The organism is Streptococcus sanguinis, from assembly GCF_013343115.1.
Taxonomy (GTDB): Bacteria; Bacillota; Bacilli; order Lactobacillales; family Streptococcaceae; genus Streptococcus; species Streptococcus sanguinis_H.
Genome location: NZ_CP054570.1, coordinates 733,662 through 755,165 on the forward strand (window position 1 = coordinate 733,662; position 21,504 = coordinate 755,165).

Annotated in this window: 27 protein-coding genes and 1 pseudogene; 23 read left to right on the forward strand and 5 right to left on the reverse strand. The window is 40.7% G+C overall.

The window, feature by feature from the left end:
* The first annotated feature begins 1 nt into the window (after position 1).
* Positions 2 to 1,741 (forward strand): ABC transporter ATP-binding protein, encoded by a 1,740-nt coding sequence (locus FOC72_RS03625; protein WP_002895200.1) that lies wholly within the window; start codon positions 2 to 4, stop codon positions 1,739 to 1,741.
* A gap of 49 nt (positions 1,742 to 1,790) precedes the next feature.
* Here FOC72_RS03625 and FOC72_RS03630 read toward each other — a convergent pair whose 3' ends face one another.
* The gene (locus FOC72_RS03630) at positions 1,791 to 3,110 is read right to left on the reverse strand and encodes an aminotransferase-like domain-containing protein (protein WP_002895202.1); all 1,320 of its coding nucleotides are present in this window, start codon (positions 3,108 to 3,110) and stop codon (positions 1,791 to 1,793) included.
* A 39-nt stretch (positions 3,111 to 3,149) separates the two neighbouring features.
* Here FOC72_RS03630 and FOC72_RS03635 point away from each other — a divergent pair, with 39 nt between their 5' ends.
* Both FOC72_RS03635 and FOC72_RS03640 read left to right on the forward strand, forming a co-directional pair.
* Positions 3,150 to 4,016 (forward strand): pyridoxamine kinase, encoded by an 867-nt coding sequence (locus tag FOC72_RS03635; protein WP_002895203.1) that lies wholly within the window; start codon positions 3,150 to 3,152, stop codon positions 4,014 to 4,016.
* Positions 3,997 to 4,563 carry an ECF transporter S component gene (locus FOC72_RS03640; protein WP_002895204.1) on the forward strand — a complete coding sequence of 189 codons (567 nt, stop codon included), beginning with the start codon at positions 3,997 to 3,999 and terminating at the stop codon, positions 4,561 to 4,563. Before FOC72_RS03635 ends, FOC72_RS03640 begins: the two co-directional genes overlap by 20 nt.
* A 62-nt stretch (positions 4,564 to 4,625) precedes the next feature.
* On the opposite strand, the gene trhA is transcribed toward FOC72_RS03640, so the two are convergent.
* Both trhA and FOC72_RS03650 read right to left on the reverse strand, forming a co-directional pair.
* Positions 4,626 to 5,273, reverse strand: a complete 648-nt coding sequence (gene trhA, locus FOC72_RS03645; protein ID WP_002900134.1) for a PAQR family membrane homeostasis protein TrhA — start codon at positions 5,271 to 5,273, stop codon at positions 4,626 to 4,628.
* Positions 5,257 to 5,718, reverse strand: a complete 462-nt coding sequence (locus FOC72_RS03650) for a DUF1836 domain-containing protein (RefSeq protein WP_002895206.1) — start codon at positions 5,716 to 5,718, stop codon at positions 5,257 to 5,259. The genes trhA and FOC72_RS03650 overlap by 17 nt, the downstream gene beginning before the upstream one ends.
* Before the next feature lie 129 nt (positions 5,719 to 5,847).
* On the opposite strand from FOC72_RS03650, the gene FOC72_RS03655 reads away from it, so the two are divergent.
* The 11 genes and pseudogenes from FOC72_RS03655 (at position 5,848) to FOC72_RS03700 (ending at position 12,880) form a co-directional block, all read left to right on the forward strand.
* Positions 5,848 to 6,432, forward strand: a complete 585-nt coding sequence (locus FOC72_RS03655) for a VanZ family protein (RefSeq protein WP_002895207.1) — start codon at positions 5,848 to 5,850, stop codon at positions 6,430 to 6,432.
* A 16-nt stretch (positions 6,433 to 6,448) separates the two neighbouring features.
* Positions 6,449 to 7,177: a peroxide stress protein YaaA gene (gene yaaA / locus FOC72_RS03660; RefSeq protein WP_002895209.1), complete on the forward strand. Its 729-nt coding sequence runs from the start codon at positions 6,449 to 6,451 to the stop codon at positions 7,175 to 7,177.
* Between the two features lie 61 nt (positions 7,178 to 7,238).
* Positions 7,239 to 7,538 (forward strand): hypothetical protein, encoded by a 300-nt coding sequence (locus tag FOC72_RS03665; protein ID WP_002895211.1) that lies wholly within the window; start codon positions 7,239 to 7,241, stop codon positions 7,536 to 7,538.
* Positions 7,538 to 7,897 carry a hypothetical protein gene (locus tag FOC72_RS03670; protein ID WP_002895214.1) on the forward strand — a complete coding sequence of 120 codons (360 nt, stop codon included), beginning with the start codon at positions 7,538 to 7,540 and terminating at the stop codon, positions 7,895 to 7,897. The genes FOC72_RS03665 and FOC72_RS03670 overlap by 1 nt, the downstream gene beginning before the upstream one ends.
* Entirely contained in the window at positions 7,888 to 9,522 is a 1,635-nt protein-coding gene (locus FOC72_RS03675) for an ATP-binding protein (protein WP_002895216.1), read from the forward strand. Before FOC72_RS03670 ends, FOC72_RS03675 begins: the two co-directional genes overlap by 10 nt.
* Position 9,523: 1 nt before the next feature.
* Positions 9,524 to 10,156: a hypothetical protein gene (locus FOC72_RS03680; RefSeq protein ID WP_002895217.1), complete on the forward strand. Its 633-nt coding sequence runs from the start codon at positions 9,524 to 9,526 to the stop codon at positions 10,154 to 10,156.
* A 39-nt stretch (positions 10,157 to 10,195) separates the two neighbouring features.
* Positions 10,196 to 10,718 (forward strand): annotated as a pseudogene (locus FOC72_RS11550) (hypothetical protein).
* An 89-nt stretch (positions 10,719 to 10,807) separates the two neighbouring features.
* On the forward strand, positions 10,808 to 11,359 hold the full coding sequence (locus FOC72_RS03685) for a hypothetical protein (RefSeq protein WP_002895218.1): 552 nt from the start codon (positions 10,808 to 10,810) through the stop codon (positions 11,357 to 11,359).
* A gap of 105 nt (positions 11,360 to 11,464) precedes the next feature.
* Positions 11,465 to 12,007: a hypothetical protein gene (locus FOC72_RS03690; protein WP_002895219.1), complete on the forward strand. Its 543-nt coding sequence runs from the start codon at positions 11,465 to 11,467 to the stop codon at positions 12,005 to 12,007.
* On the forward strand, positions 12,004 to 12,549 hold the full coding sequence (locus tag FOC72_RS03695) for a hypothetical protein (protein ID WP_002895220.1): 546 nt from the start codon (positions 12,004 to 12,006) through the stop codon (positions 12,547 to 12,549). The genes FOC72_RS03690 and FOC72_RS03695 overlap by 4 nt, the downstream gene beginning before the upstream one ends.
* Before the next feature lie 31 nt (positions 12,550 to 12,580).
* Positions 12,581 to 12,880 (forward strand): DUF4176 domain-containing protein, encoded by a 300-nt coding sequence (locus tag FOC72_RS03700; protein ID WP_002895221.1) that lies wholly within the window; start codon positions 12,581 to 12,583, stop codon positions 12,878 to 12,880.
* Positions 12,881 to 12,979: 99 nt separating this feature from the next.
* Here the strand turns inward: FOC72_RS03700 and FOC72_RS03705 are convergent, their stop codons facing one another.
* Both FOC72_RS03705 and FOC72_RS03710 read right to left on the reverse strand, forming a co-directional pair.
* Complete coding sequence (locus FOC72_RS03705; RefSeq protein WP_002895223.1) at positions 12,980 to 13,528, reverse strand: NADPH-dependent FMN reductase; 549 nt, start codon at positions 13,526 to 13,528, stop codon at positions 12,980 to 12,982.
* Between the two features lie 85 nt (positions 13,529 to 13,613).
* A complete protein-coding gene (locus tag FOC72_RS03710; RefSeq protein WP_002895224.1) occupies positions 13,614 to 14,060 on the reverse strand; it encodes a MarR family winged helix-turn-helix transcriptional regulator in 447 nt (148 codons plus the stop codon).
* Between the two features lie 114 nt (positions 14,061 to 14,174).
* Between FOC72_RS03710 and FOC72_RS03715 the strand changes: the two genes are divergently transcribed.
* From FOC72_RS03715 to FOC72_RS03755, 9 genes are all read left to right on the forward strand, one after another.
* Positions 14,175 to 14,663, forward strand: coding sequence for a cell wall elongation regulator TseB-like domain-containing protein (locus FOC72_RS03715; protein ID WP_002895225.1), 489 nt, complete (start codon positions 14,175 to 14,177; stop codon positions 14,661 to 14,663).
* Positions 14,660 to 15,841, forward strand: a complete 1,182-nt coding sequence (locus FOC72_RS03720; RefSeq protein WP_002895226.1) for a pyridoxal phosphate-dependent aminotransferase — start codon at positions 14,660 to 14,662, stop codon at positions 15,839 to 15,841. Before FOC72_RS03715 ends, FOC72_RS03720 begins: the two co-directional genes overlap by 4 nt.
* Positions 15,842 to 16,106: 265 nt before the next feature.
* Positions 16,107 to 16,559 carry a hypothetical protein gene (locus FOC72_RS03725; RefSeq protein ID WP_002895227.1) on the forward strand — a complete coding sequence of 151 codons (453 nt, stop codon included), beginning with the start codon at positions 16,107 to 16,109 and terminating at the stop codon, positions 16,557 to 16,559.
* 232 nt (positions 16,560 to 16,791) lie between these two features.
* Positions 16,792 to 17,211, forward strand: a complete 420-nt coding sequence (locus FOC72_RS03730; RefSeq protein WP_002895228.1) for a hypothetical protein — start codon at positions 16,792 to 16,794, stop codon at positions 17,209 to 17,211.
* Between the two features lie 14 nt (positions 17,212 to 17,225).
* Entirely contained in the window at positions 17,226 to 17,819 is a 594-nt protein-coding gene (locus tag FOC72_RS03735; protein ID WP_002895229.1) for a hypothetical protein, read from the forward strand.
* A 9-nt stretch (positions 17,820 to 17,828) separates the two neighbouring features.
* On the forward strand, positions 17,829 to 18,179 hold the full coding sequence (locus FOC72_RS03740) for a hypothetical protein (RefSeq protein WP_002895231.1): 351 nt from the start codon (positions 17,829 to 17,831) through the stop codon (positions 18,177 to 18,179).
* A 179-nt stretch (positions 18,180 to 18,358) separates the two neighbouring features.
* Positions 18,359 to 18,724 carry a VOC family protein gene (locus FOC72_RS03745; RefSeq protein WP_002895233.1) on the forward strand — a complete coding sequence of 122 codons (366 nt, stop codon included), beginning with the start codon at positions 18,359 to 18,361 and terminating at the stop codon, positions 18,722 to 18,724.
* A 21-nt stretch (positions 18,725 to 18,745) separates the two neighbouring features.
* The gene (gene asnS, locus FOC72_RS03750) at positions 18,746 to 20,092 is read left to right on the forward strand and encodes an asparagine--tRNA ligase (protein ID WP_002895235.1); all 1,347 of its coding nucleotides are present in this window, start codon (positions 18,746 to 18,748) and stop codon (positions 20,090 to 20,092) included.
* Between the two features lie 156 nt (positions 20,093 to 20,248).
* Positions 20,249 to 21,436 carry an MFS transporter gene (locus FOC72_RS03755; RefSeq protein ID WP_002895236.1) on the forward strand — a complete coding sequence of 396 codons (1,188 nt, stop codon included), beginning with the start codon at positions 20,249 to 20,251 and terminating at the stop codon, positions 21,434 to 21,436.
* Positions 21,437 to 21,504: the final 68 nt, after the last annotated feature.

Here is a 21,504-nt window from a genome sequence, read left to right on the forward strand (position 1 = left end):
TATGAAAAAGAAAGCAACTTTTCATCGCCTCCTTGGCTATATGTGGCGCTACAGGATAGTGAGCAGCATGGCTTTGACATTTATCCTGCTGACGACTCTGGTAACAACAGCATTGCCGCTCTTGGCCCGCTATTTTATTGATCAATTTATCGGCCGTAACCAAGCCTTTGCTGGCCTGCCTTTGCTGGCTCTTTACTATGGCCTTTTCCTCTTGCGGGTACTTTTTACCTTCTTGGGAAAGTATTTCTTTGCGCGTGTGGCTCAAAGTGTGGTTCGGGATTTGCGACAGGAAAGTTTTGCCAATATCCAGCGCCTGCAAATGGCTTATTTTGATAAAACGCCAGCTGGTGCTATCGTTTCCCGCCTGACTAATGATACTCAGGCAGTCGCAGATATGTTCAGTGAGATTTTTTCTAATTTTTTGAGCTCCTTGCTGATTTTAGTTGTTACTTTGAGCGCCATGTTTGCCCTCAACTGGCAATTGACCCTGATGATTGCTCTCTTTTTGCCTCTGATGGCAGCCTCTATCTTGCTCTATCAGCATCTATCCAATCGTCAGCTGAAGCAGGTCCGGAATAAACTCAGCGATTTGAATGTCAAGCTATCTGAGAGTATTGAGGGGATGCGGATTATTCAGGCGTTTGGGCAAGAGAAGCGCTTGCTGAGGGAATTTGAAGAAATCAACGGTCAGCATTTAGGCTTCACCAATCGCTATCTCAATATCAACAGTCTCTTTCTGAGACCGGCCATGTCCCTGCTGAAAATCTTGGCTTATGGAGTGATTCTGACTTACTTTGGCATGACTTGGCAAGTGGCGGGTATTACGGCAGGTATTATGTATGCCTTTATCCAGTATGTCAATCAGCTTTTTAATCCTTTGATTGATGTTATGCAGAATTACTCTGTTTTACAGACATCTATGGTTGCTGCGGAGCGGGTTTTTGAAATCATGGACCGCACAGACTATGAGCCTGAGCAGGCTAACCAAGACTTGCAAATCCAAGATGGCAGCATCGAATTCAAGCATGTTTCCTTTTCTTATGATGGAAAGCGAGATGTTTTGCGGGATATCTCCTTTTCTGTCAAAAAAGGCCAGACGATTGCCTTTGTGGGCTCGACTGGCTCTGGCAAGTCCTCTATTATCAATCTTTTCCTGCGTTTTTATGAATTTGAGCGGGGACAGATTTTGATTGATGGACGCAATATTAAAGACTATAGTCAGGCGGAGCTGCGGCGAAAGATTGGCCTTGTTTTGCAGGATCCCTTCCTTTATCACGGTAGCGTTGCTTCCAATATCAAGCTTTACCAAGAGCAGCTGACGCGAGAAGAAATTATAGAAGCGGCCAAGTTTGTAGATGCTCATGGATTTATCAGTCAGTTGCCTCAAGGCTATGATGCCCCTGTGACTGAGCGGGGAGCGACTTTTTCCAGCGGTCAACGGCAGCTTCTAGCCTTTGCTAGGACCATCGCCACCAAGCCTAAAATATTGATTTTGGATGAGGCGACAGCCAATATTGATTCGGAAACAGAGGAGCTGATTCAAGCCTCACTGAGAAAGATGCGGCAGGGTAGGACAACCATTGCCATAGCCCATCGATTATCTACCATTCAGGATGCCGACTGCATCTATGTCTTAGACAAGGGCCGCATTATCGAATCCGGCAGCCACGAAGAATTGCTAGCTCAAGATGGCACCTATAAGAAAATGTACCAACTCCAGGCTGGCATGATGAAGTCTTGAAAAGCCTGATTATAAATAACAGGTGTAGAATTCATTTGGAATTCTACACCTATTTTAAATAGTCTTTTAATTTCTCTACATTTTTTTCTAAGTTATCATAAGGCAGCTTAGCATACTGGTAAGGGCAGCTAGCAAGGTAGCTCTGTTCAAAGAAGTCAAGCGGCAGGCTGCTGTGTTTGAGAGCACTGACGGAAGAAAGTGACCTCAAGTCTAACAGAATGCCGTCCTTTGTCAGATAGCTGGATAGTGGCAGCTGAGCTTGCTCCAGTAGTATCTGCGCCTTTCTTGCTTCCTCTTCTTGAAGCTGCAGCAGCGCCAGCCTATTTTTTTCAAACATGAGACTGTTGATGTAGAGAGATAGAGCCTTCTGCATGATGAGGTTGCTGTCATAGTCCACGGCGCTTTTGTAAACGATGAAGGTTTTTTGAATCTGGGGCGGAAGGAGTAGGGCGGTAATCCTCAGGGCTGGGAAAAGGCTGGTTGAAAAGGACTTGATGTAGATGACCCGCTGGCTATTGTCTAGATAGTGAAAGGTCAGCTCCCGACGGCTATCAAAGTCTGATAGATAGTCATCTTCTACGATATAGACATTATAGAGCTGGGCTAGCCGAAGAATTTCTTCCTTTTCCTGCCGACTGTAAGAGTGGCCCAAGGGATAGTGAAAACGCGGAATGGTGTAGAAAAACTTAATCTTTCCGCTTTGAAAAATCCTCTCCAGCTCTTGCAGGTCAATCCCCTGTGGTGTTCTTTCAATGGTTTCATAAGGAAGTTTTTGCGCTAGCAGAAGATCATTAATCCGATGGTAGGTCGGCTGCTCTACTAAGATACGCTCTTTTTGGTTGGGAAAGTCAATCTGTGAAAGGATATAGAGAGCCTGCTGGGTGCCGGAAGTCAGTACCAACTGATCCCTAGAAGCATAAACAGCAGAGTCTAGCATTAGCTTTTGCACAGAGCGACGTAAATCCTCCAGTCCTTCCTGCTGAGAGTAATAGTTGAAGAGATAATTTTCCCGGCCAATCAGAGTTTCATTCACACAGAGTCGGAAATCCTCATAGGCTTGGTGACGGTCATCCCTCACAGGTAACTCCAAATCCTGCTTTTCTTCCTGAGCATTCTCCAGCACATAGTAGCCGCTTTTGGGAACGGCATAGATGTACTTCTGATACTTGAGCTCAATCAGAGCCTTCTGCGCAGTATCCTTGCTACAGTGATAACGCTCTGCCAGCTTCCGGACAGAAGGAATTTTCTGACCAGTTGTCAGTTTTCCCTCTTTAATATCCTTAGTAATCTTATCGACGATGCGTTGGTATTTTGCCTTGGTCATAAAACTGTCCCCATACAGATTTGATTTTTTCATATTGTAACTCATTTTCAGATATTTTACAATAGAGAGCAAGTAGGAGAAGTCATGAAAACAAAAACAGTCATTCTGGCCACAGATATTTCTGGCTTAGGTAAGGTTGCTGTAACAGCTGCCCTGCCGCTCTTTGCAATTTGCCAGCTAGAGGTGGCCCTGTTGCCAACCATGATTTTATCGTCCCATACAGGCGGTTTTCCAGACGTCTATATAGATGATTACACGCATGGGATGCTTGCTTTTTTGAAACAATGGCAGAGCCTAGAGTTCGACTTTTTAGCTTTGGTAACAGGATATTTGAAATCTGACATACAGGTGGAAAATTTGCTGCACTTTAAAAAGGAAAAAAGCTTGCCCCTTATCGTGGATCCTATCATGGGAGACAAGGGGACTTTTTATCAGGGATTTTCAGATGCCCATCTAGACCATATGCGTCGCCTCTGCCAGCATGCCGATTTGGTTCTGCCCAATTTGACGGAAGCCTGTTTGTTGTTAGAAGAATCCTACGAAGAGAGTTTATCAGAAGATAGATGGGAGGACTACTGCAAGCGTTTGGCTGAGTTAGGACCGAGCAAGGTCTTGTTGACTGGCTTGCCGATGAAAGAGAATCAGATTGGTGTGGCCTATTTTGATGCGGCAACAGAGGAGTTTAACCTCTTTTCCAGTCCAGCTCTGCCCCAGCAATTTTTTGGAACGGGTGATATATTGACGACACTTGTAGCTGCGGCTTTTGTTCAGGGGATTGACATCAAGCAAGCCCTGCCGGTGATTTTGAAGTTTATTGAAAAGAGCTTGGTACTTAGCTTTAAAGAGCAAATAGATCCAAAGAAGGGCGTTTTTTACCAGCCCTACCTAGGAGAGCTTTTCGCTGATTTTCAAGCCTTAATGGAGGAAAGAGATGAAGAAACAAACACTTGATTTGCAAACCTTAACCATGATTAGTTTATTTGCTGCTTTGATTTTTCTGAGCATTCAGTTTTTTAAAATTCCTGTCGGAGCTCAATTTATTCATTTTGGGAATGCACTGGTGGTAGTGGGCTGTCTGATTTTTGGCAGTAAACTCGGTTTTTTAGCGGCCGCTATCGGATTGGGAATATTTGACTTGCTGAATGGTTACGCAGTGGAAATCCCAGTTATCTTGCTAGAAGCACTTGCGGTGGCCGTGGTGATTCATTTTCTGTATGAAGAACTTTTTCAGAGAAAGGATAAACTAAGAAATATTCTTGTGACAGCAGTAGCAGCAGCTTTGGTGAAGATTGTACTCAATATCTTCAAGTACACTCTGACAGGAACACTGTTTGGCGGGAGTAGTTTACCAGCAGCCTTTTTACTGGCAGTAGCTGAGATTACTGGTACATTTGGCTCCAGTCTAGCCACAGTCATCGCTGTTCCAATCTTATATCCAATCTTTAAGCAAGTCAGAAAAGCGCACAAGCAAAGAAGTCCTCTAGAAAAGCAGGGATGAATCAATAATCAGCATAAACAAAGAAACCGTCTGAGAATCCTCAGACGGTTTTGTATTTTTTCTTACATAAAATAAACGATAGCAAGGTATTGCAGGGCAGAGGCCGCTAGAATGAAAAGGTGCCAAATCATGTGGAAGTAGGGCTTCTTTTGAGCATAGAAGCCAGCTCCTACAGTATAGCAGAGGCCACCAGCCAGCATGAGTCCCCAGAAGACTGGTCCGGTTTGACCGATAATCTGCGGAATGATAAAGACCACCAGCCAGCCCATAATCAGATAGAGTGCCAAACTGAATTTTTCATTGACCTTCTTAGCGAAAATCTTATAGAGGATACCAAAGATGGTCGTTCCCCACTGGATAGCAATGATGAGATAGCCAAACCAGTTATTCATCAGCGACAGCACGACTGGCGTGTAGCTGCCAGCAATGGCGATATAAATCATGGAGTGGTCGATAATGCGCAAGATATATTTGTGGGTCGAGCCATAGGACATAGAGTGATAGACTGTCGAGGAGAGGAACATGAGAAAGAGGCTGATAACAAAGATAGAAGTTCCGACAGCAGCCACCAACCCGTGCCCTTCATAGCTATAAATGGCTGAGATAGGCAGCAGAATCAGCATCAGGACGGCTCCTACCGCATGGGTAACAGCATTGGCAATTTCCTCTCCGAAGGATAGTTTTTTACTGAGTTTAAGCGCGTAGTTCAAGATTTTCTTCCTCCTCATTTGGTACTTGGATTAGGGATAAGGTCTTTTGATAGAGTTTGACCGTCTGGCAGGCTGTGGAAATAATGGGTACCACCTCTAGTTTATTGCCATTCATGTAGTCAACGAAGTCATCATAAAGCTCTCGCGAATCTGCTGATTTATGCAGCATATTTAAAGTAGCTGAGATTTCCTGGATAGAAAAGACCGTTTTTAAGGTTGTTATGGCAATCAAGCGTGCTACCTGACGACGTTGATATTTTTTCTTGACCGGCTTGGCAATATAGCCATGCTTGACGTAGTTGTTAATCATAGAAGCGGTCAGTCCCTTGTCAGCAGCTGAAATGGAAGAGCCACAGACATTGTTTACATAGAGCAGAACTTGGTCCAAATATAGCTCCAGTTCTGGTAATTCGTCCCACTTGGGAAAAACTTGTTGAGCGTTCAAATCTTTATCACTTTCTTATCTAGTCTTTATAACTAGATGATAACATCTCTGTAAATCAAAGTCAAGCAAAAAATAGAATGTCCCATTGAAATTTGATATAATCTTAAAAAGAAGAAAGGGAGGTTTCAGATGAAAAAACAAATAATCTTTGATATGGCAGCCTTCCTAGGCAGTCTGATTTTTTGGTCTTGGCTCTATATGCGCTTTTTTTATGCCTATGTAGCCCTTGTCTTTTACAAGAATCAGCCAGAGTGGAACCTGCTGATACCAGCTTCTATCATCCTGACTCTGACAGCTATTAGCTCGCTTTTTATTCGCGGCCTCTATAGTCGGCACATTCCTCGTTGGCTGGTGCTAGCCAGTTACACCCTCTATTTTCTCATTCTATTCTATGCCCTCTTTTTGAAAAATATCGGCAGGCAGGGCTTCAGTCTGGACCTGCAGTCTTTTACCTATAATTGGATTTATGGAGATAAGCTGGTACCCACCATGAATATCATTATGTTCATTCCGCTGGGCTTTCTCTGCAAGCTGTCATGGAAACATGCGGCTTATTTTACCTTGGCTATCAGTCTGGTTGAGGGGAGCCAGTATCTCTTTCATCTTGGCATTTTTGACTTGGGTGATATCCTGACTAATCTGCTAGGCTTCATTATCGGCAGCTATCTACTAGAGACAGCCTTGGGTAAATGGGTTGTCCGTCATATTCACTAAATGAAAGAAGGAAACTATGAAAATTCTTATCCCAACTGCCAAAGAGTTGAATCTAACTGCGCCATCAGCAACTCCTAATCCACTTTCAGCACAAACTCAGGCTGTGTTGGATGAGTTGGCAACCATGTCAGTAACTGACTTGGCATCATTTTATAAAATCTCCCCAGAAAGAGCGGAGGTAGAGTGGCAAGCCATTCAGGCTTTGCGAGAAGGAACTGCGCAGCATGCTCCAGCCCTTTATCTTTTTGATGGACTCATGTACCGTCATATCAAGAGACAGGACTATACCAAGGAGGAAAGTCAGTATATCGAGAAGTATCTTGCTATTACATCAGCGCTTTACGGTGTCATCCCAGCCCTGGAGCCCATAGCTCCCCATCGCTTGGACTTTATGATGCCACTCAAGTTAGATGGGAAGAGTTTCAAGGCATTTTGGAAAGAAGCTTATGACCAAGCTCTGGCAGAAGATGAGATGATTTTCTCCCTCCTGTCCAGCGAGTTTGAAACAGTCTTTTCCACGGAAACCCGCCAGCGCATGATAGGTTTCAAATTTCTGGAAGACCGAGGCGGAAAGCTGAAAGTCCATTCGACCATTTCTAAAAAAGCGCGCGGTGAGTTTTTAACAGCTTTAATAACTAACCAAGTGACAGAAATCGAACAGATGAAAAAATTAAGCTTTGCTGGCTTCACCTACCGACCTGACCTGTCTAGTGAACAAGAGTTGGTTTATGTCAAGGAAGTGTGAAAAGGGAAATCAATTTTTGTAATATCTACGTAATATTTTTGTGATAAAATTGTTATAAAAAATGAATTTTCTAAGGAGTTTTAGAACTATGGGAAAAATCAAGTCGGATAGTATTTCCGCTCAGAATGCTATCAGTGAATTGGTTGGGGTAGATACAAGCGACAAGCAAAATCAGCAGGTAGAGTTTAGCTATACAACAGAGATTGCTGGGATGGAAGCAGGCCGTCAGGTATGCAATCAAATGCTGCAGGCTGTCAGTGACTTTAGCGTAGCTGTCCTGGCTCAGGCTAATAAATTTCCTGATATAGCTTATAAAATTGAAAAGCGTGATGTAGAGCAAGCGCAACGTTGGAGCAACTGATGATAAAAGATAAAAATCAAGAAAAACGTGGGCAATTACATAAGCAAATCATTCAGCTTGAGAATCAAGAAGAAGATCTTTTAGTTCTCAAAAGGCGTTATGAAGAGAAGGTAATGGATTTTCGTACAGATATTTGGACGATGAATGCCCAAATAGAAAACTTGATAGATCCCGTATCAGAGACTAGTTCTACCAATCGTAAAATATGGGAAGAAAACCAAGCCTTGCAGCAAGCAATTGACAGCTACGTAGAGCAAGAGTTGGACAATGTTTCCAAACAAACAAGGAAAGTTCGGCAAAAATTAGATGAAAATCGAGAAAAATTGACGAAAGAAAGGAACTCTTTACCATGGGAGTAAAGTACAGTGCGTCAGAGTCTTCACAGCTGATGGAGGCAATGGCTAATAATATTCGAGTGGCTAATGAGGTGACAGACCGATTATCTCAGGGATGTGATCACCTGATAGCTACCCTAGACTCTGGAGAACTCATGGGAGCAGCCTATACAGCAGGGAAAGGCCTCTTTTCAGAGATTATCATTCCTGCCATTAAGAAGCTACAGGCTGCAGTGGACGACATTCAAACGGAGTTAAATTCATACAGAGCTGCAGATGCTCAGGTAGCTGAGTACGGAAACCTCGACCTGGATCAGCTGAAGAAGACAAAAGAGTTGAGAGAGCAGCAGCTAGCCTCTGTCAAAAAGGCTATTGAAGCAAAAGAATCATTCTTAGAGCGCATGAAGTCTATTGCTACATTTAATATCGTTTCTCACATGCAGTCTCTGGTGATTCTTTCTAGTGCAGAATCGCAAATTGAATCACAAATCAAAGAATTGGAAGAGAAGATTGAAAAGCTGGAGTTCTTTGTCGCTCAAGTCTCCCAATATTTCAGCGATAGTCTAGAAGTTCTTCGTCTAGCTATCCAAGGAGCCAGCCAGCTAAGCCAAGTCCTAGTGGATAGTGATGGAAATTACTCAGTTGATGGTGTAGATATGAGCTGGGCTATTAAAATGAAGGGACAGAAGATTGAGACATACATACCAGTAACTAAAAAAGAGAAATTTATTCAAACTATTAGACAACAGTATGGATTTAGTCGAACTGAATCAGAGATATTACTAAATTTATATCAAAAGCTAGAAAAGGAATATGGATCCAAGAAAGCAAATATAGAATTCTTTAAAATAGTTGCATCTTACTCTTATGGTGATAAATCTTATGGAGCTTGGCAAGTGGTCGGTGGATTATATAGCCCGAATGGGGTAAACGGTATAAATGTTGGTATTAATTATAGAATGAAATCTGTTTTGAAAAAATATGGCTTAAAAGATGATGAAATTGATACGATTCAGAAAGCTATTCAGAATCAGCATAATTTTACTAACCTAAAAAAGATTCAGGAAACAGATTCAGAAGCAGAACTTACTCAAAAACTAGATGCTGGTGCTTCAAAGGCATATGGGAAAGATGTTAGATATGCCGATTTAGATGCCAATCAAAAATCTAGAGTAAGAGAATTACTATCTCAATTTGGAGGAACCACAGACTATTCCCATATGGCCGCAACTATTTCCGCACATTATACAGGTAATCATTTTATTGAAAATGAAGATGATTTAGCGGGATGGCAAGGTGATGTAGCTGGTACTATGGGACTTCCGCCGAGTCTTGGTAACGATGACTATCGTTCAGATTTAGATGCTGTTAATATTTACAACAAAATGAAGAATGGGGATAGCGTAGTTGATGTTACAAACTCATATTACGATAGTGTTGAGAGAACATCTGGCTATAGAGCTTATGAATTTGTTCAAAATATTGGAGAAGGGGATTACACGAAAGGAATGAATAAATTAGAAGAAACTTATAAATTATACGTTTCTTCTCATTCTAGTGAACAATCATCAAACTTCGAAAAATTCATGAATGCTATCCAACATTTCCAAAAGGATTTAGACAAACCCAATCCCTCTATCGGAGAGTAAAATGTTAAAAAAAATGAAAAACTATTATAAAAACAAACCAACTCAAGCTTTCTTAATGCTCATAGTTCTTATTTGGTCAGTATACGAGATTGGTGCGACTAGTTTAGCTAACAACTCGGCCTTGACCAAGGAATTCATGCATAGTCGGTATGTTATGGTTTGGCCAATAGTAGATAGAAAGGCGAATCTATACCACTATGCGGAAGAATGGACTAATGATGTATTAGATGGAATTATGCATCTGGACTATGAAAATATAAAAATGACTTGTTACCCTAGTAAATATGATGATCAGGTTTCCGCTGAATACAATCGGATTCCTAATAAGGAAAATTATGCGATTTCATTTCCTTTAGACGGGTCGTTGTCCAAATCAAATTTTTCGACATTAGACACTAGATACTTTCTAATATCAAAGAATGCAGCTATTGTGGAGCAAAAGACAGGTAAGACTATTGAGGAATTAACCCATGAGATAGGGTATGCAAGGGAGGACTTCTTGTCTGCTCTTGGTAAGATGAAAATCCTTCGTTTGGTCTATTTGATTCTTCGTATGATAGTACTGTTGCTATGTATCAGGTTGTCGGGTCAGCGGAGAAAAAGGAAAGAAGATGAAATATTGCAGAATGGATAGAGTCCTAATATGATATGGGGTCTATAAAGGAAATAAAGAATGATAACTTCAGTAATTTTTATTGCTTCTCTATTATTCCTTTTGCGCTGTTTTAAAAGTAGGCGTTCAAGGATTATTATTGGCCTGCTGTATAGTCTGTTTGTTGTCTGGTACGTTCAGGCAATTTTAAATTACGGCAAATATACTCTGCAATCAGGTCAAAGCGTTGAATTAAGAGTGTCTCCAAATACGGATCAGTTAGAGTATAGTTCAGAATTAATGTTAAAAAAAATTAAATGATGCTAAAATAAAATTATCAGGTACAAATGTTTGGTCTGAAAAATTTGGGGATGTATTATTTGGGGTAAGTGAAAAGAAAATTATTAAGATAGGCAGTACCGAGGGAGACAAGAATGAGCTTCCTAATAATCAAAAAGGTATTCATTTAGTAAAAGATGGGATTGTTGTTAATTATCAGGGAGAAAAAGTTTTTGACGTCACGAATAACAAACCCTATACTATCACCATCACCAATGTAGACAACAAACCTGCTAAATTTGAAGCTCAAGTGGTGGATAGGTAAAGTTTAGGAAGAATTTTCTTTCTTTCTTTCTTTCTTTCTTTCTTTCTTTCTTTCAGCTCTATTTTTTATTAATATGATGGTATTGAAAAATGAAGAAAATGAAATCTATGGTTATCATAGGCGGCTTTCAAGGTCGAAACATCTTTTATGATGTGAAAAGAAAAAAAGTATATTCTAATAAAGTCAATGAGAGAGTTTTTCCTAATCTCAGGTGGTTAGTAATATCCTTTGGAATTCTAGGAAATGCTTTTCTCATTCAAGTAAACAATATAAAATTTGAATCCCCTATTTTCAAAGTAATTGTTTTGTGCGCGACTCTTATTCTTATATCTTTGGTCTGTCACTTTGGATTTAAAGATGAGTATTTAGGGCAAAACGTTGAAGTATTTAATCCCAAATTATATGAACATGTTGGTTGGTTGAATTTTTTAGAAGAAGAGAGAAACCGATTATACATTCTTCTTATTACATTTTCAGTGAGTTCTTTCTTAACTGTTTTTCAAATGAGAGAATATTTGAACGCTCCTACCATGACAAACTTAATAGAAGTTATTGCCTTTTATTTTATATTTTATATGGCAATAACAAAAAGCAATTTTATGAAAAGAATGATGGCAATAAAGGAATTGATGAAACAATAAAGAAAGAATTTTAGCTTATAATCTATGAATCAAGGTAATGTATGACCAATTACTTACTGAATGGAAGTGCTATGATTATGAACCGTCGCCACTTGGAAGAAATCAATGAATAAGAATGTATTTTGGTTAGGTAATTTCAGAGATAAAAATATTTTTTATGATAGAAAAACTGGACAACTATACTCTATAGATAAGAAAGAAGAGAAAGCTCCTAATCTCACTTGGGCTATTCTGCCTGCTTCCTTTCTTTTACGAAACATTTATTCAGAAGCAACAGCACCTCAGGTTGCCAGTGTGCCTATCAGAATATTTATTTTGTGTTCGACTGTTCTCTGCGTTTTAGTTTTGATAATATTTGTTCTAAGAAATACTAGAAAAGGAACTATAAAAAGTTTTAATCAGAAACTATATTTTGACTGGCCTAATTTTCTTTATAACCAACAAACACAATGTAAAGGAATATTGTTTTTTGGGACTATACTATTTTTTACGTCAATTAAATTTATAATTGATTATTATTTTTCAGGAAGCTTTATTTCTTTTATAGCTATCATTGGTTTTCTCCCAGTATCTGGGCTCTTATTATTTGGAAATAGGCCATTAGAAAAATTGATTATCCTTAAAAGGTTGGAAAAGCAATTGAAATGAAGGAAAAAGAATATTTAACCTATCTCTTGACCTTTCAAGGTAGAAACTATTATTTAGATCTAAAAACTAATAAAATTTATGCAAATGTTCATAGTCCACAATTCCATCTGGATCTCACGAAATATGTTCCCGCAGCTAGCATTATGCTGCTACATGGATTTACTTCTGTTTCGAATAGCCGCTTGTCCTTCCTATGGAAAATAATCTTGTTAGTTTTGGGTTATGTTATTGTTGGGTATCTAGTAGAATTGCTTGCAAGGACAAGGAAAGAGCCGTCATTTAAAGAGTTTCACTTTGAAACACTACCTATAAAAGATGAGTTTTTATATATTTTTAGTCGAAATATATATGGGAAGTTTGGAATTGGCTTGATTTTTGCTGTTTTTGCCATCTATCAATCTGTTGAGTATTTAAGCAAAGGCAGCTACTTGTCTTATTTGCTAAGTGACATGGGTTTCTTTCTTGCTTATTTTAGTCTCATAAGGTCCCATTTATTCAAACAGATAAAAGTTCTGAAAAGATTAAAAAAGAAGAATACTTAGAATTCGAGAAGATTTTTAAAGGAGGTTTCTAATGACTGAGCTACTACCGATAGGGAGTGTTGTCCAACTTAAAAATGGACAAGTGAAAATTATGATTATTAACCGTTATCCTCTTTATGATAATAAGGGTGAAATTGGTTATTTAGACTATTCCGGCTGTGTATATCCTTTTGGTATGACGGATAATCAAGCTTGCTTCTTTAACAATGAAGATATTGAAAAAGTTTGGTTTGAGGGGTATATAGATGAATCAGAAGAGAAAATGCTAGCAAAAATAGAAGATAAATTATCTCAAATTCCTTATCCTAAATATTCTTTAGCTGATTTATAATACCTGTTCCTGTCAGTAAAGTATTCTAAAACCCCTCGCAATTATTTGCGGGGGGTTAGTGTCTTATAAGTTTTCTTTTCTTTTTATAATCGTCTCTTTTTAGTTAAGGGCTGCTAAAAGAGCATCAGCCTGTGCTGAGAGTTCAGCAAGTTTGTCTTCTGCGACAGTCAGTTGTCCAGTTCCCCATGCTTCTGGGTTGATACCAACACCTGTGAATGGTTCTACCACATTCATACGGATGAAAGGCAGCAGGCTACGGTAGTGCTTGAATACTTCGTCTGGTGATGTGCCGTTAGCTACAGATGAAACAGTAACAACCTTAGCATTCAGAGCAGATGGGCCAGTTGGGTCTGACAAATCCAGAGCGCGTGAAGCCCAGTCCAAGAGGTTTTTCACTACTCCTGGGATAGCCCAGTTGTAGACAGGTGAGAAAATCCAGATGGCATCAGCGGCCAAAATTTCTTCACGAACCTTAGCAACAGCAGCTGGAGCAGGACTTTCGATGTCTTGGTTGAAGAATGGTACATCTTTGTAATCAAGATATGAAACTTCTGCCTTGCCAGCCAAAGCTTTTTCAGCTTGCTCAGCCAATTGGTGGTTGAAAGAACCTTGACGAAGCGAGCCGACGATGAATAATACTTTAGACATTGCATTGTCTCCTTTTTTATAAAATAAAGAGATATTTCTCTTGTTACAATATATGTTACAACATTAATTACTAGTTAGCAATTATTTAGCTCAATTTTTTGAAATTTTTTAAAATGCGAATCAAATTTTGCTTATCGTCTTCTTCGAGAATGGACAGAGCTTGCTGGATATTTTTGATATGATCAGGCAGGGCGGCTTCAATTTTAGCTCTGCCTTGTTCCGTCAAGCCAATCAAAAAAGCCCGGCGGTCATTTGGGTCACAGGTGCGAACAATCCAGCCGTCGCGTTCCATATTTTTGATGACGACAGTCATGTTGCCAGAAGTAGCCAGTATACGGTCAATCAGGTCCTGAATACGCAGTTCCCCTTTGCTGTACAAGGTTTCTAAGACGGAAAACTGAGTAGGAGTCAAATCATGCTTTTTAAAAATCTGGGCTTCAATGGCACGGATGGTTCTTGCTGCCTTGTGAAAGACAATCATGGTTTTCAAATCAAGCAGAGCTTCTTTGCTTAAATCGTCTGTAATCTTCATAACAATATTTTACCAATAAATAGTATCATATGCAAGGATATTGCTTTAGAATTTTGAGAATATTCTCATCAAAAAAAGATAGAAAAATAGGAGTATTTGTAGTATAATGACGGAGTGAAATATAAAAATAGAAATAAAGCCAGTTTTCCAATTTGGCAGTACCTTATCGGTATTTTTATCGTTCTCAGCGTTCTTGTCTTTTCATTTTTTGCAGTTTTGCAAGTGTCTATGCAGCCGAGACAGTCGGCTAAGGAAGCAAGCAGACGCTTGGCCAAGGAATATGCAGATCTTGAAAAAGTGGATTCTTTTGCCATCTACAATGGGCAGGAATCCTACTACAGTCTGCTTGGCAAGACAAGTAAAGGTGTCGAAAAAGCTGTTTTGATTGCTAAAGATTCCAATGAGATTCGGGTCTATCGACTGGACCAAGGTGTCAGTCAGGCAGAGGCGGAGAGCATTGCCAAGGAAAATGGAGCAGGAACTATTGATAAGGTGACCATGGGCTTTTTTCAGGATCAGCCCATCTGGGAAGTCAAGTCGGGAGGCACCTACTACCTGATTGGTTTTGAAAGCGGACAGTTGGTCAGCAAGGAGGGACTATGAAATTATCAAATCGTGTCTTAAAAATGGAAGAAAGCGTGACTTTAGCAACAGCAGCACGAGCTAAGGCTTTGAAAGCGCAGGGGCGGGATATTCTATCTCTGACTCTGGGAGAGCCGGATTTTCCAACGCCTAAGAACATCCGAGATGCGGCTGTAGCAGCTATTGAGGATGGGCGTGCTAGCTTTTATACGGTGACTAGCGGTCTGCCAGAGCTAAAAGAAGCAGTGGTGGAGTATTTTGCCAACTATTACGGCTACACAATCCAGCCGAATCAAGTGACGGTGGCAACCGGAGCCAAGTTCTCCCTCTACACCTTCTTTATGAGTGTGCTTGATCCAGGTGATGAGGCTATCATTCCAACGCCTTATTGGGTCAGCTACGGCGACCAGATTAAGATGGCTGAGGGAACTCCTGTTTTTGTCCAAGCCACTGAGGAAAATAATTTCAAGGTAACGATGGAACAGTTAGAAGCTGCTCGGACTGATAAGACCAAGGTCTTGGTTTTGAACTCGCCGTCCAATCCGACTGGTATGATTTATACAGCAGAGGAGCTGCTGGCGATTGGGAACTGGGCTGTAGAGCACGATATTCTGATTTTGGCAGATGACATCTATGGACGTCTGGTTTATAACGGCAATAAATTTACGCCAATTTCCAGTCTATCTGAGGAGATTCGCAAGCAGACGGTGGTCATCAATGGTGTCTCTAAGAGCTACTCCATGACAGGCTGGCGGATTGGCTATGCAGTTGGTGAGCCGGAGATTATTGCGGCCATGAGTAAGATTGCAGGTCAGACGACTTCTAACCCGACAGCAGCGGCTCAATATGCAGCTATAGAAGCGCTGACTGGCAGTCAGGAAACGGTTGAGACTATGCGTCAAGCCTTTGAAGAGCGTCTGAATACTATTTATCCTCTCTTGGCTCAGGTGCCAGGATTTGAAGTGGTCAAGCCACAAGGTGCCTTCTATCTCTTTCCAAATGTCAAGAAAGCCATGGAAATGAAAGGTTACACAGATGTGACCGAGTTTACGACAGCAATTTTAGAAGAAGTTGGTGTGGCTCTGGTGACCGGAGCAGGATTTGGTGCCCCAGAAAATGTCCGTCTTAGCTATGCGACGGATTTGGATACGCTCAAAGAAGCCGTTCAGCGCCTGCAGCAATTTATGGAGAGTAAATAGAGCTCTAAGTACGACATTGCTTGCTAAAGAGAGCCTACAAAGATTTATAAACAATAGATAAGGACGGACTCAAAGTTCGTCCTTTTTAGTTCCCCTAAACTGCATTGGCAAATCGTTTGACAAAATGGTAAAATAATATAGAATATCATAAAATCGCTTTCATATTTTCTGCTCGAATTGAGAAGGTTTTGTTCAGAAAATAAAAGCTGGGAGGAGTTGGAATTTAGCTGTCAGGGCTTTCAAACAGGAGTGGAAGGAGAACAATATGAAACGTCGTTTGATTTTCTTATTCTTGCTAGGCGGTCTAGTCTTGCTAGGAGCTTATGTTTTCTTTGATTCAGAGCAGGGTTGGACCACTATTTCCGAATCCAATGGTCATCGCTACCGTATCCAATATTATGAGAATGACTCGGCCCGAATAGACTGGTATTTGAACAATTACCAGCCAGAATTGAATTTAAATATGAGAATCTTAGAACGTCCAACTGCCCCCGGTTCTTACACTAAGGAGGAGATAGCCGGACAGGGCTCTGCAAGTTTTTTGATGGTTTGTAGAACTTGGGGTTCTGCAGAGAACAGTCAAAAGTTTTTAATTAAACGTGCCTATTATAAGGTTGATATTAGACTTAATAAAAAGATGGAGGTAGACACTAAGAAGAGCAGTATGACCTACTGGAAGACGGAAGAAGAGGCAAAGGATGATCCGCCTATTGATTAAATAGCAGCTATTAATGGTAGATTAAGTTAGTAGGAGTAACTTTCTGATAGAAATCACCACACGACTTATAAATTTGAGGAGTATTTAGTTGAAGATGATGGTGTTTCGGTGTATAATAAAAGAAGTCCATTTGGTCTAGCCCTGCATTCTATTGACTTGCAGTGTGTTCCTCATGGTCTTTTTACTTAAGTAATAATAGGGATGAAGATTATTTTGTACAAAAGGAGATAAAATGGGTTTTATCAGAAAGGAAATAGGGGAAAGAGAGAAGAAGCTTCTCGAGGATTTTTCTATTGAAGAAAAAGAACTGGCTCTGCCATTTTTACTAGAGGATGAGAAGAGAGGGATTTTTCTCTGCGTCAAGCAATTTCGTATCGGAGAAGGGAAATATCAAGTCTTAGCCATGATGCTCGGTGGGCACTTGCTTGAATTTCGCCTAGAAGAAGAGCGGGCCGATAGATATCCAGTTCGCAATGAGGAAGATCAAAGTGTAAAAGGTCTATCAACAGAAACAATCTCCCAGCTTGTGATTCCCAAGGTTTTAAAAGGACGAGAGGACAAAATCGTAACAGTGATTCAACATGCCCTGTCGCAAATTAACCCTTATTATGATACAAAGATAAGGGAAGTAAACCACGTGGAGTACAGATAAAGAGGAGATAGGATATGGGATTATTAGAAAAGTGTCTGGACTTTTTACCGACTAGGCGGGCTGTCAGTGACATAGAAGAAGATATGACTTGGGAGGAAGAATTTCCCCCTAAAAGAGTTCATCATAAAGAAGTCAGTAGTAGCACTCAGAAGGAGACTGAGGGAACAGCAACTCTTCCCCAAGAAGGAAGTTGGAAGTTTGTGCACGAGATGATTTCTGAAGAAGGGATTGAGCTTTTAAAGAAGGCTGGGATTGATGACGAGCTAGTCTTTGAAACGGGCGATTGGGTCGCAGACCATGATTTGGGGATTTATCTGGTCCTTTATCGCTTTGGTGGCAGAACCAACTGGAAGAAGACTTATAAGCTAATTTTGCAAGGACAGGTGATTGAATTTAAGACTAAGACCATTTTTCATCAGCAGGATTTTTCTTATGAAGATGGGGAATTCACTAAGGGAGTGATTGTCAAAAATGTCTCCAATATGCTCCTGCCTTTAGCTTTTGAAGGTCAACAGCAGCGCGTGCTCCATATCATTCAAGCAGCTCTGTCAGCAGCTAGCCCAAGCTATGATACGGTCATTTACAGGGCGAACTTTGATTTGGTTTAGGAGGGGAAGATGATATATATTACAAAAGAAGATGTTTTGACTTGGTTGGACAAACATGAGCCAGTGGCCAATCGTCAGAAGGACATTACGGCTTTTCATAAAGAACTGTCGTTTCGTCTGCAAAGAATGGACTTTCGTCCATCAAGCAGTTCAAAAGATCCTCAGCGAGATGTTTGTGAAGACCCTGACCAAGAGCTGACTGTAGCCTTTACTCAGGATGGGGAGGGGAATTATGCGACGATTGACCAGAGTCCTGGAGGTCAGATTCTCAGTGATCAGCGCTTTAAGATGGCTTTGAAAAAAGTCTTGAACTATGATGATGACATGGTTGATCGACTGTTATATGGAACGAAAAATTAGTCCTCTTATTCAGAGAGAGTTATCCGCCAGCCTTTAGGAGGCTGGTTTTTTAATTTTTCTGAGATTTAGACTCTTCAAGGATAGCTATTGCAATCGCTTTATGGTAAAATATAGAACAGATGTCCAAAAGATTTGTCTTGAAATAAAGTGACATTTAGCAACCAATCTAGGAGGCAGATATGATTGATCATTTTGAGATAAAGGTCAGGAATCTACAAATTTCAAAAGACTTTTATACAAGTTTTCTTTCTCCTCTAGGCTACAAATTGGCTTTTAGAAGTAGTTCTCTACTCAGTTTTGTTGCTCCCAACAGCCCACATCCTGGTGGAGATTTTTGGTTGGGAGAGGGAGAGCAGTCTCCGATTCACTTTGCTTTTTTGGCAGAAAACCATGAGCAGGTTCAAGCTTGTTATGAGGCTGGTTTAAAGGCAGGGGGAAAAGACAACGGTGCGCCAAATTATCGGGGGAACCTTTTATCATATTATGCGGCCTTTGTCTTGGATCCGGATGGTAATAATGTCGAGGCAGTCTGTCATAAAGAATAAAAAATAGAAAAGAGAAAAAACGTGTCAAAGAAAATCGTAACAATTATTGATGTGAAAAATTATGTTGGTCAAGAAGTGACCATCGGTGCTTGGGTAGCCAATAAGTCAGGTAAGGGTAAGATTGCTTTCTTGCAGTTGCGCGATGGCTCTGCCTTTTTCCAAGGGGTGGCCTTCAAGCCTAACTTCATTGAGAAATTTGGCGAAGAAGAAGGATTGGCGAAGTTTGATACGATTAAAAAGCTTAGCCAAGAAACTTCTGTCTATGTGACAGGGGTTGTCAAGGAAGACGAGCGCTCAAAATTTGGCTACGAGCTGGACATTACAGACATCGAAATCATTGGTGAGTCAAATGACTATCCAATCACGCCAAAAGAACATGGGACTGACTTCCTCATGGACAATCGTCACTTGTGGCTGCGTTCTCGTAAGCAAGTGGCTATGATGCAAATCCGCAATGCCATCATCTACGCTACCTATGAATTCTTTGACAAGAATGGCTTTATGAAGTTTGACAGCCCAATCTTGTCAGGTAATGCAGCAGAAGACTCTACTGAGCTATTTGAAACCGACTACTTCGGAACTCCAGCATACTTGAGTCAGTCAGGTCAGCTTTATCTGGAAGCAGGTGCCATGGCTCTTGGCCGTGTCTTTGACTTTGGTCCTGTATTCCGTGCTGAAAAATCAAAAACCCGTCGTCATTTGACTGAGTTCTGGATGATGGATGCAGAGTATTCATACTTGACGCATGATGAGTCGCTTGACTTGCAAGAAGCTTATGTTAAGGCTTTGATCCAAGGTGTGCTTGACCGCGCTCCTCAAGCTTTGGAAACGCTGGAACGTGATGTAGAACTCTTGAAACGCTATATTGCTGAGCCTTTCAAGCGTGTTAGCTATGATGAAGCGATTGACCTCTTGCAAGCTCATGAGAATGATGAAGATGCTGACTATGAGCATCTGGAACATGGAGATGACTTTGGTTCACCGCATGAAACATGGATTTCAAACCACTTTGGTGTACCAACCTTTGTCGTGAACTACCCAGCAGCCATCAAGGCTTTCTACATGAAGCCTGTGGAAGGAAATCCAGATCGCGTCCTCTGTGCAGACTTGCTGGCACCTGAAGGCTACGGTGAAATCATCGGTGGTTCTATGCGTGAAGAAGACTACGATGCTCTTGTTGCTAAGATGAATGATCTTGGTATGGATACGACAGAATATGAATTCTACCTTGATCTTCGTAAGTATGGAACAGTTCCGCACGGTGGATTCGGTATCGGTATCGAGCGTATGGTAACCTTTGTAGCAGGGACCAAGCATATCCGTGAAGCCATCCCATTCCCACGTATGCTGCACCGTATTAAACCTTAAAACGAATCAAACGCCCATGTGGCGTTTTTTCAACAATGAACTATGAAATAATCCAAATTTAGAAATTTAGAGAAAGAAGAGGTAGAGGTCATGTAACCAGCGGATTAACAAGTGACAAAGGATAGAAATTAGAAAACACTTGTTAAAGGAGAAAAAATGTTTAAAAGAAGTTATCGGAAAAATATCGGTCTTATGGCCGGAGTAGAATTTTTTGCCTTTCTAGGTATTACTAGTTTTTGGATTTTATTTCTAAGTCAAAATGGCATGTCCCTTTGGCAGATTGGGCTTTTGGAAAGTATCTTTCATGCGACTAGCGTTATTTGTGAAATTCCTTCTGGGATGTTGGCGGATCGCTTTTCCTACAAGACTAATCTGTATCTGAGCCGGATAGCTGGGATTGTGTCTTCTGTTCTCATGTTGGCTGGGCAGGGAAATTTTTGGGTTTATGCACTGGCTATGGTGATTAGTGCTTGGTCCTATAACTTTGATTCGGGGACAAGCGCAGCCATGGTTTATGATTCATCTGTGGAGGCTGGACTTAAGGAACGTTACCTGTCCATCTCCAGCTTTATGTCTGGGGTGGCTGAAGCGACTCGGTCTTTGGGAACGGTCTGGGCTGGATTTTTTGTCCATGGACAATTGCATTTGACCTACTATATCATGATTGGGACCTCCATCATTGTTCTTTTCTTAACCTGGATGCTGAAAGAACCTAGCATCAAAGCAGAAAAGGAAGAACGTCTGACTATGAAAAAGATAATCTGGACGGTCAAAGAGGAGTTGCAAAGAAATCCTAGTCTTTTTATCTGGATGATTCTGTCCCAAATCATTGGAACACTGATGTGTATGTTTTATTTTTACTATCAAAATCAATTGCCTGACTTAAAAGATTGGCAGATTTCGCTGGTCATGCTGATTGGCAGTGCTTTGAATATCTTGGCGGTCTATCTGGCGAGTGTGATTGGAAAGAAGTATTCTGCCCTAAAACTTTTCCCTTCAGTAGTCCTTTTAACAGGCGGAACGTACCTGCTGTCCTATTTTGGAACACCAGTCATTTATATTTTGATTTATCTAATCAGCAACGCCTTGTACGCTCTTTTCCAGCCGATTTTTGACAATGATTTACAAAAGCAGCTGCCAAGTGAAGTACGGGCAACCATGCTCAGTGTCTATTCTATGATGTTCAGCCTGAGTATGATTGTCATTTTTCCTATGACGGGCTGGTTGATTGACTACTTTGGCTTTGACTGGACGTTTATAGTTTTAGGCGGCTTTTTATTAGCTGTAACACCATTTTTGTATATGGGTCTAAAGAAAATAAGCCAGAGCTTACAAGAAGTCTAATATCAATATTCTCTTTCTGCTGGTCAGAAGGAGAATATTTTTTAGCCTTTGAAAATTATGGTAAAATA

Bases quoted from the DNA above. Each gene is read 5' to 3' on its own strand.
- FOC72_RS03625 (WP_002895200.1), top strand. From the start codon at position 2: ATGAAAAAGAAAGCAACTTTTCATCGCCTCCTTGGCTATATGTGGCGC.
- FOC72_RS03630 (WP_002895202.1), bottom strand. From the start codon at position 3,110: ATGAGTTACAATATGAAAAAATCAAATCTGTATGGGGACAGTTTTATG.
- FOC72_RS03635 (WP_002895203.1), top strand. From the start codon at position 3,150: ATGAAAACAAAAACAGTCATTCTGGCCACAGATATTTCTGGCTTAGGT.
- FOC72_RS03640 (WP_002895204.1), top strand. From the start codon at position 3,997: ATGAAGAAACAAACACTTGATTTGCAAACCTTAACCATGATTAGTTTA.
- FOC72_RS03655 (WP_002895207.1), top strand. From the start codon at position 5,848: ATGAAAAAACAAATAATCTTTGATATGGCAGCCTTCCTAGGCAGTCTG.
- yaaA (WP_002895209.1), top strand. From the start codon at position 6,449: ATGAAAATTCTTATCCCAACTGCCAAAGAGTTGAATCTAACTGCGCCA.
- FOC72_RS03665 (WP_002895211.1), top strand. From the start codon at position 7,239: ATGAATTTTCTAAGGAGTTTTAGAACTATGGGAAAAATCAAGTCGGAT.
- FOC72_RS03670 (WP_002895214.1), top strand. From the start codon at position 7,538: ATGATAAAAGATAAAAATCAAGAAAAACGTGGGCAATTACATAAGCAA.
- FOC72_RS03675 (WP_002895216.1), top strand. From the start codon at position 7,888: ATGGGAGTAAAGTACAGTGCGTCAGAGTCTTCACAGCTGATGGAGGCA.
- FOC72_RS03680 (WP_002895217.1), top strand. From the start codon at position 9,524: ATGTTAAAAAAAATGAAAAACTATTATAAAAACAAACCAACTCAAGCT.
- FOC72_RS03685 (WP_002895218.1), top strand. From the start codon at position 10,808: ATGAAGAAAATGAAATCTATGGTTATCATAGGCGGCTTTCAAGGTCGA.
- FOC72_RS03690 (WP_002895219.1), top strand. From the start codon at position 11,465: ATGAATAAGAATGTATTTTGGTTAGGTAATTTCAGAGATAAAAATATT.
- FOC72_RS03695 (WP_002895220.1), top strand. From the start codon at position 12,004: ATGAAGGAAAAAGAATATTTAACCTATCTCTTGACCTTTCAAGGTAGA.
- FOC72_RS03700 (WP_002895221.1), top strand. From the start codon at position 12,581: ATGACTGAGCTACTACCGATAGGGAGTGTTGTCCAACTTAAAAATGGA.
- FOC72_RS03705 (WP_002895223.1), bottom strand. From the start codon at position 13,528: ATGTCTAAAGTATTATTCATCGTCGGCTCGCTTCGTCAAGGTTCTTTC.
- FOC72_RS03710 (WP_002895224.1), bottom strand. From the start codon at position 14,060: ATGAAGATTACAGACGATTTAAGCAAAGAAGCTCTGCTTGATTTGAAA.
- FOC72_RS03720 (WP_002895226.1), top strand. From the start codon at position 14,660: ATGAAATTATCAAATCGTGTCTTAAAAATGGAAGAAAGCGTGACTTTA.
- FOC72_RS03725 (WP_002895227.1), top strand. From the start codon at position 16,107: ATGAAACGTCGTTTGATTTTCTTATTCTTGCTAGGCGGTCTAGTCTTG.
- FOC72_RS03730 (WP_002895228.1), top strand. From the start codon at position 16,792: ATGGGTTTTATCAGAAAGGAAATAGGGGAAAGAGAGAAGAAGCTTCTC.
- FOC72_RS03735 (WP_002895229.1), top strand. From the start codon at position 17,226: ATGGGATTATTAGAAAAGTGTCTGGACTTTTTACCGACTAGGCGGGCT.
- FOC72_RS03740 (WP_002895231.1), top strand. From the start codon at position 17,829: ATGATATATATTACAAAAGAAGATGTTTTGACTTGGTTGGACAAACAT.
- FOC72_RS03745 (WP_002895233.1), top strand. From the start codon at position 18,359: ATGATTGATCATTTTGAGATAAAGGTCAGGAATCTACAAATTTCAAAA.
- FOC72_RS03755 (WP_002895236.1), top strand. From the start codon at position 20,249: ATGTTTAAAAGAAGTTATCGGAAAAATATCGGTCTTATGGCCGGAGTA.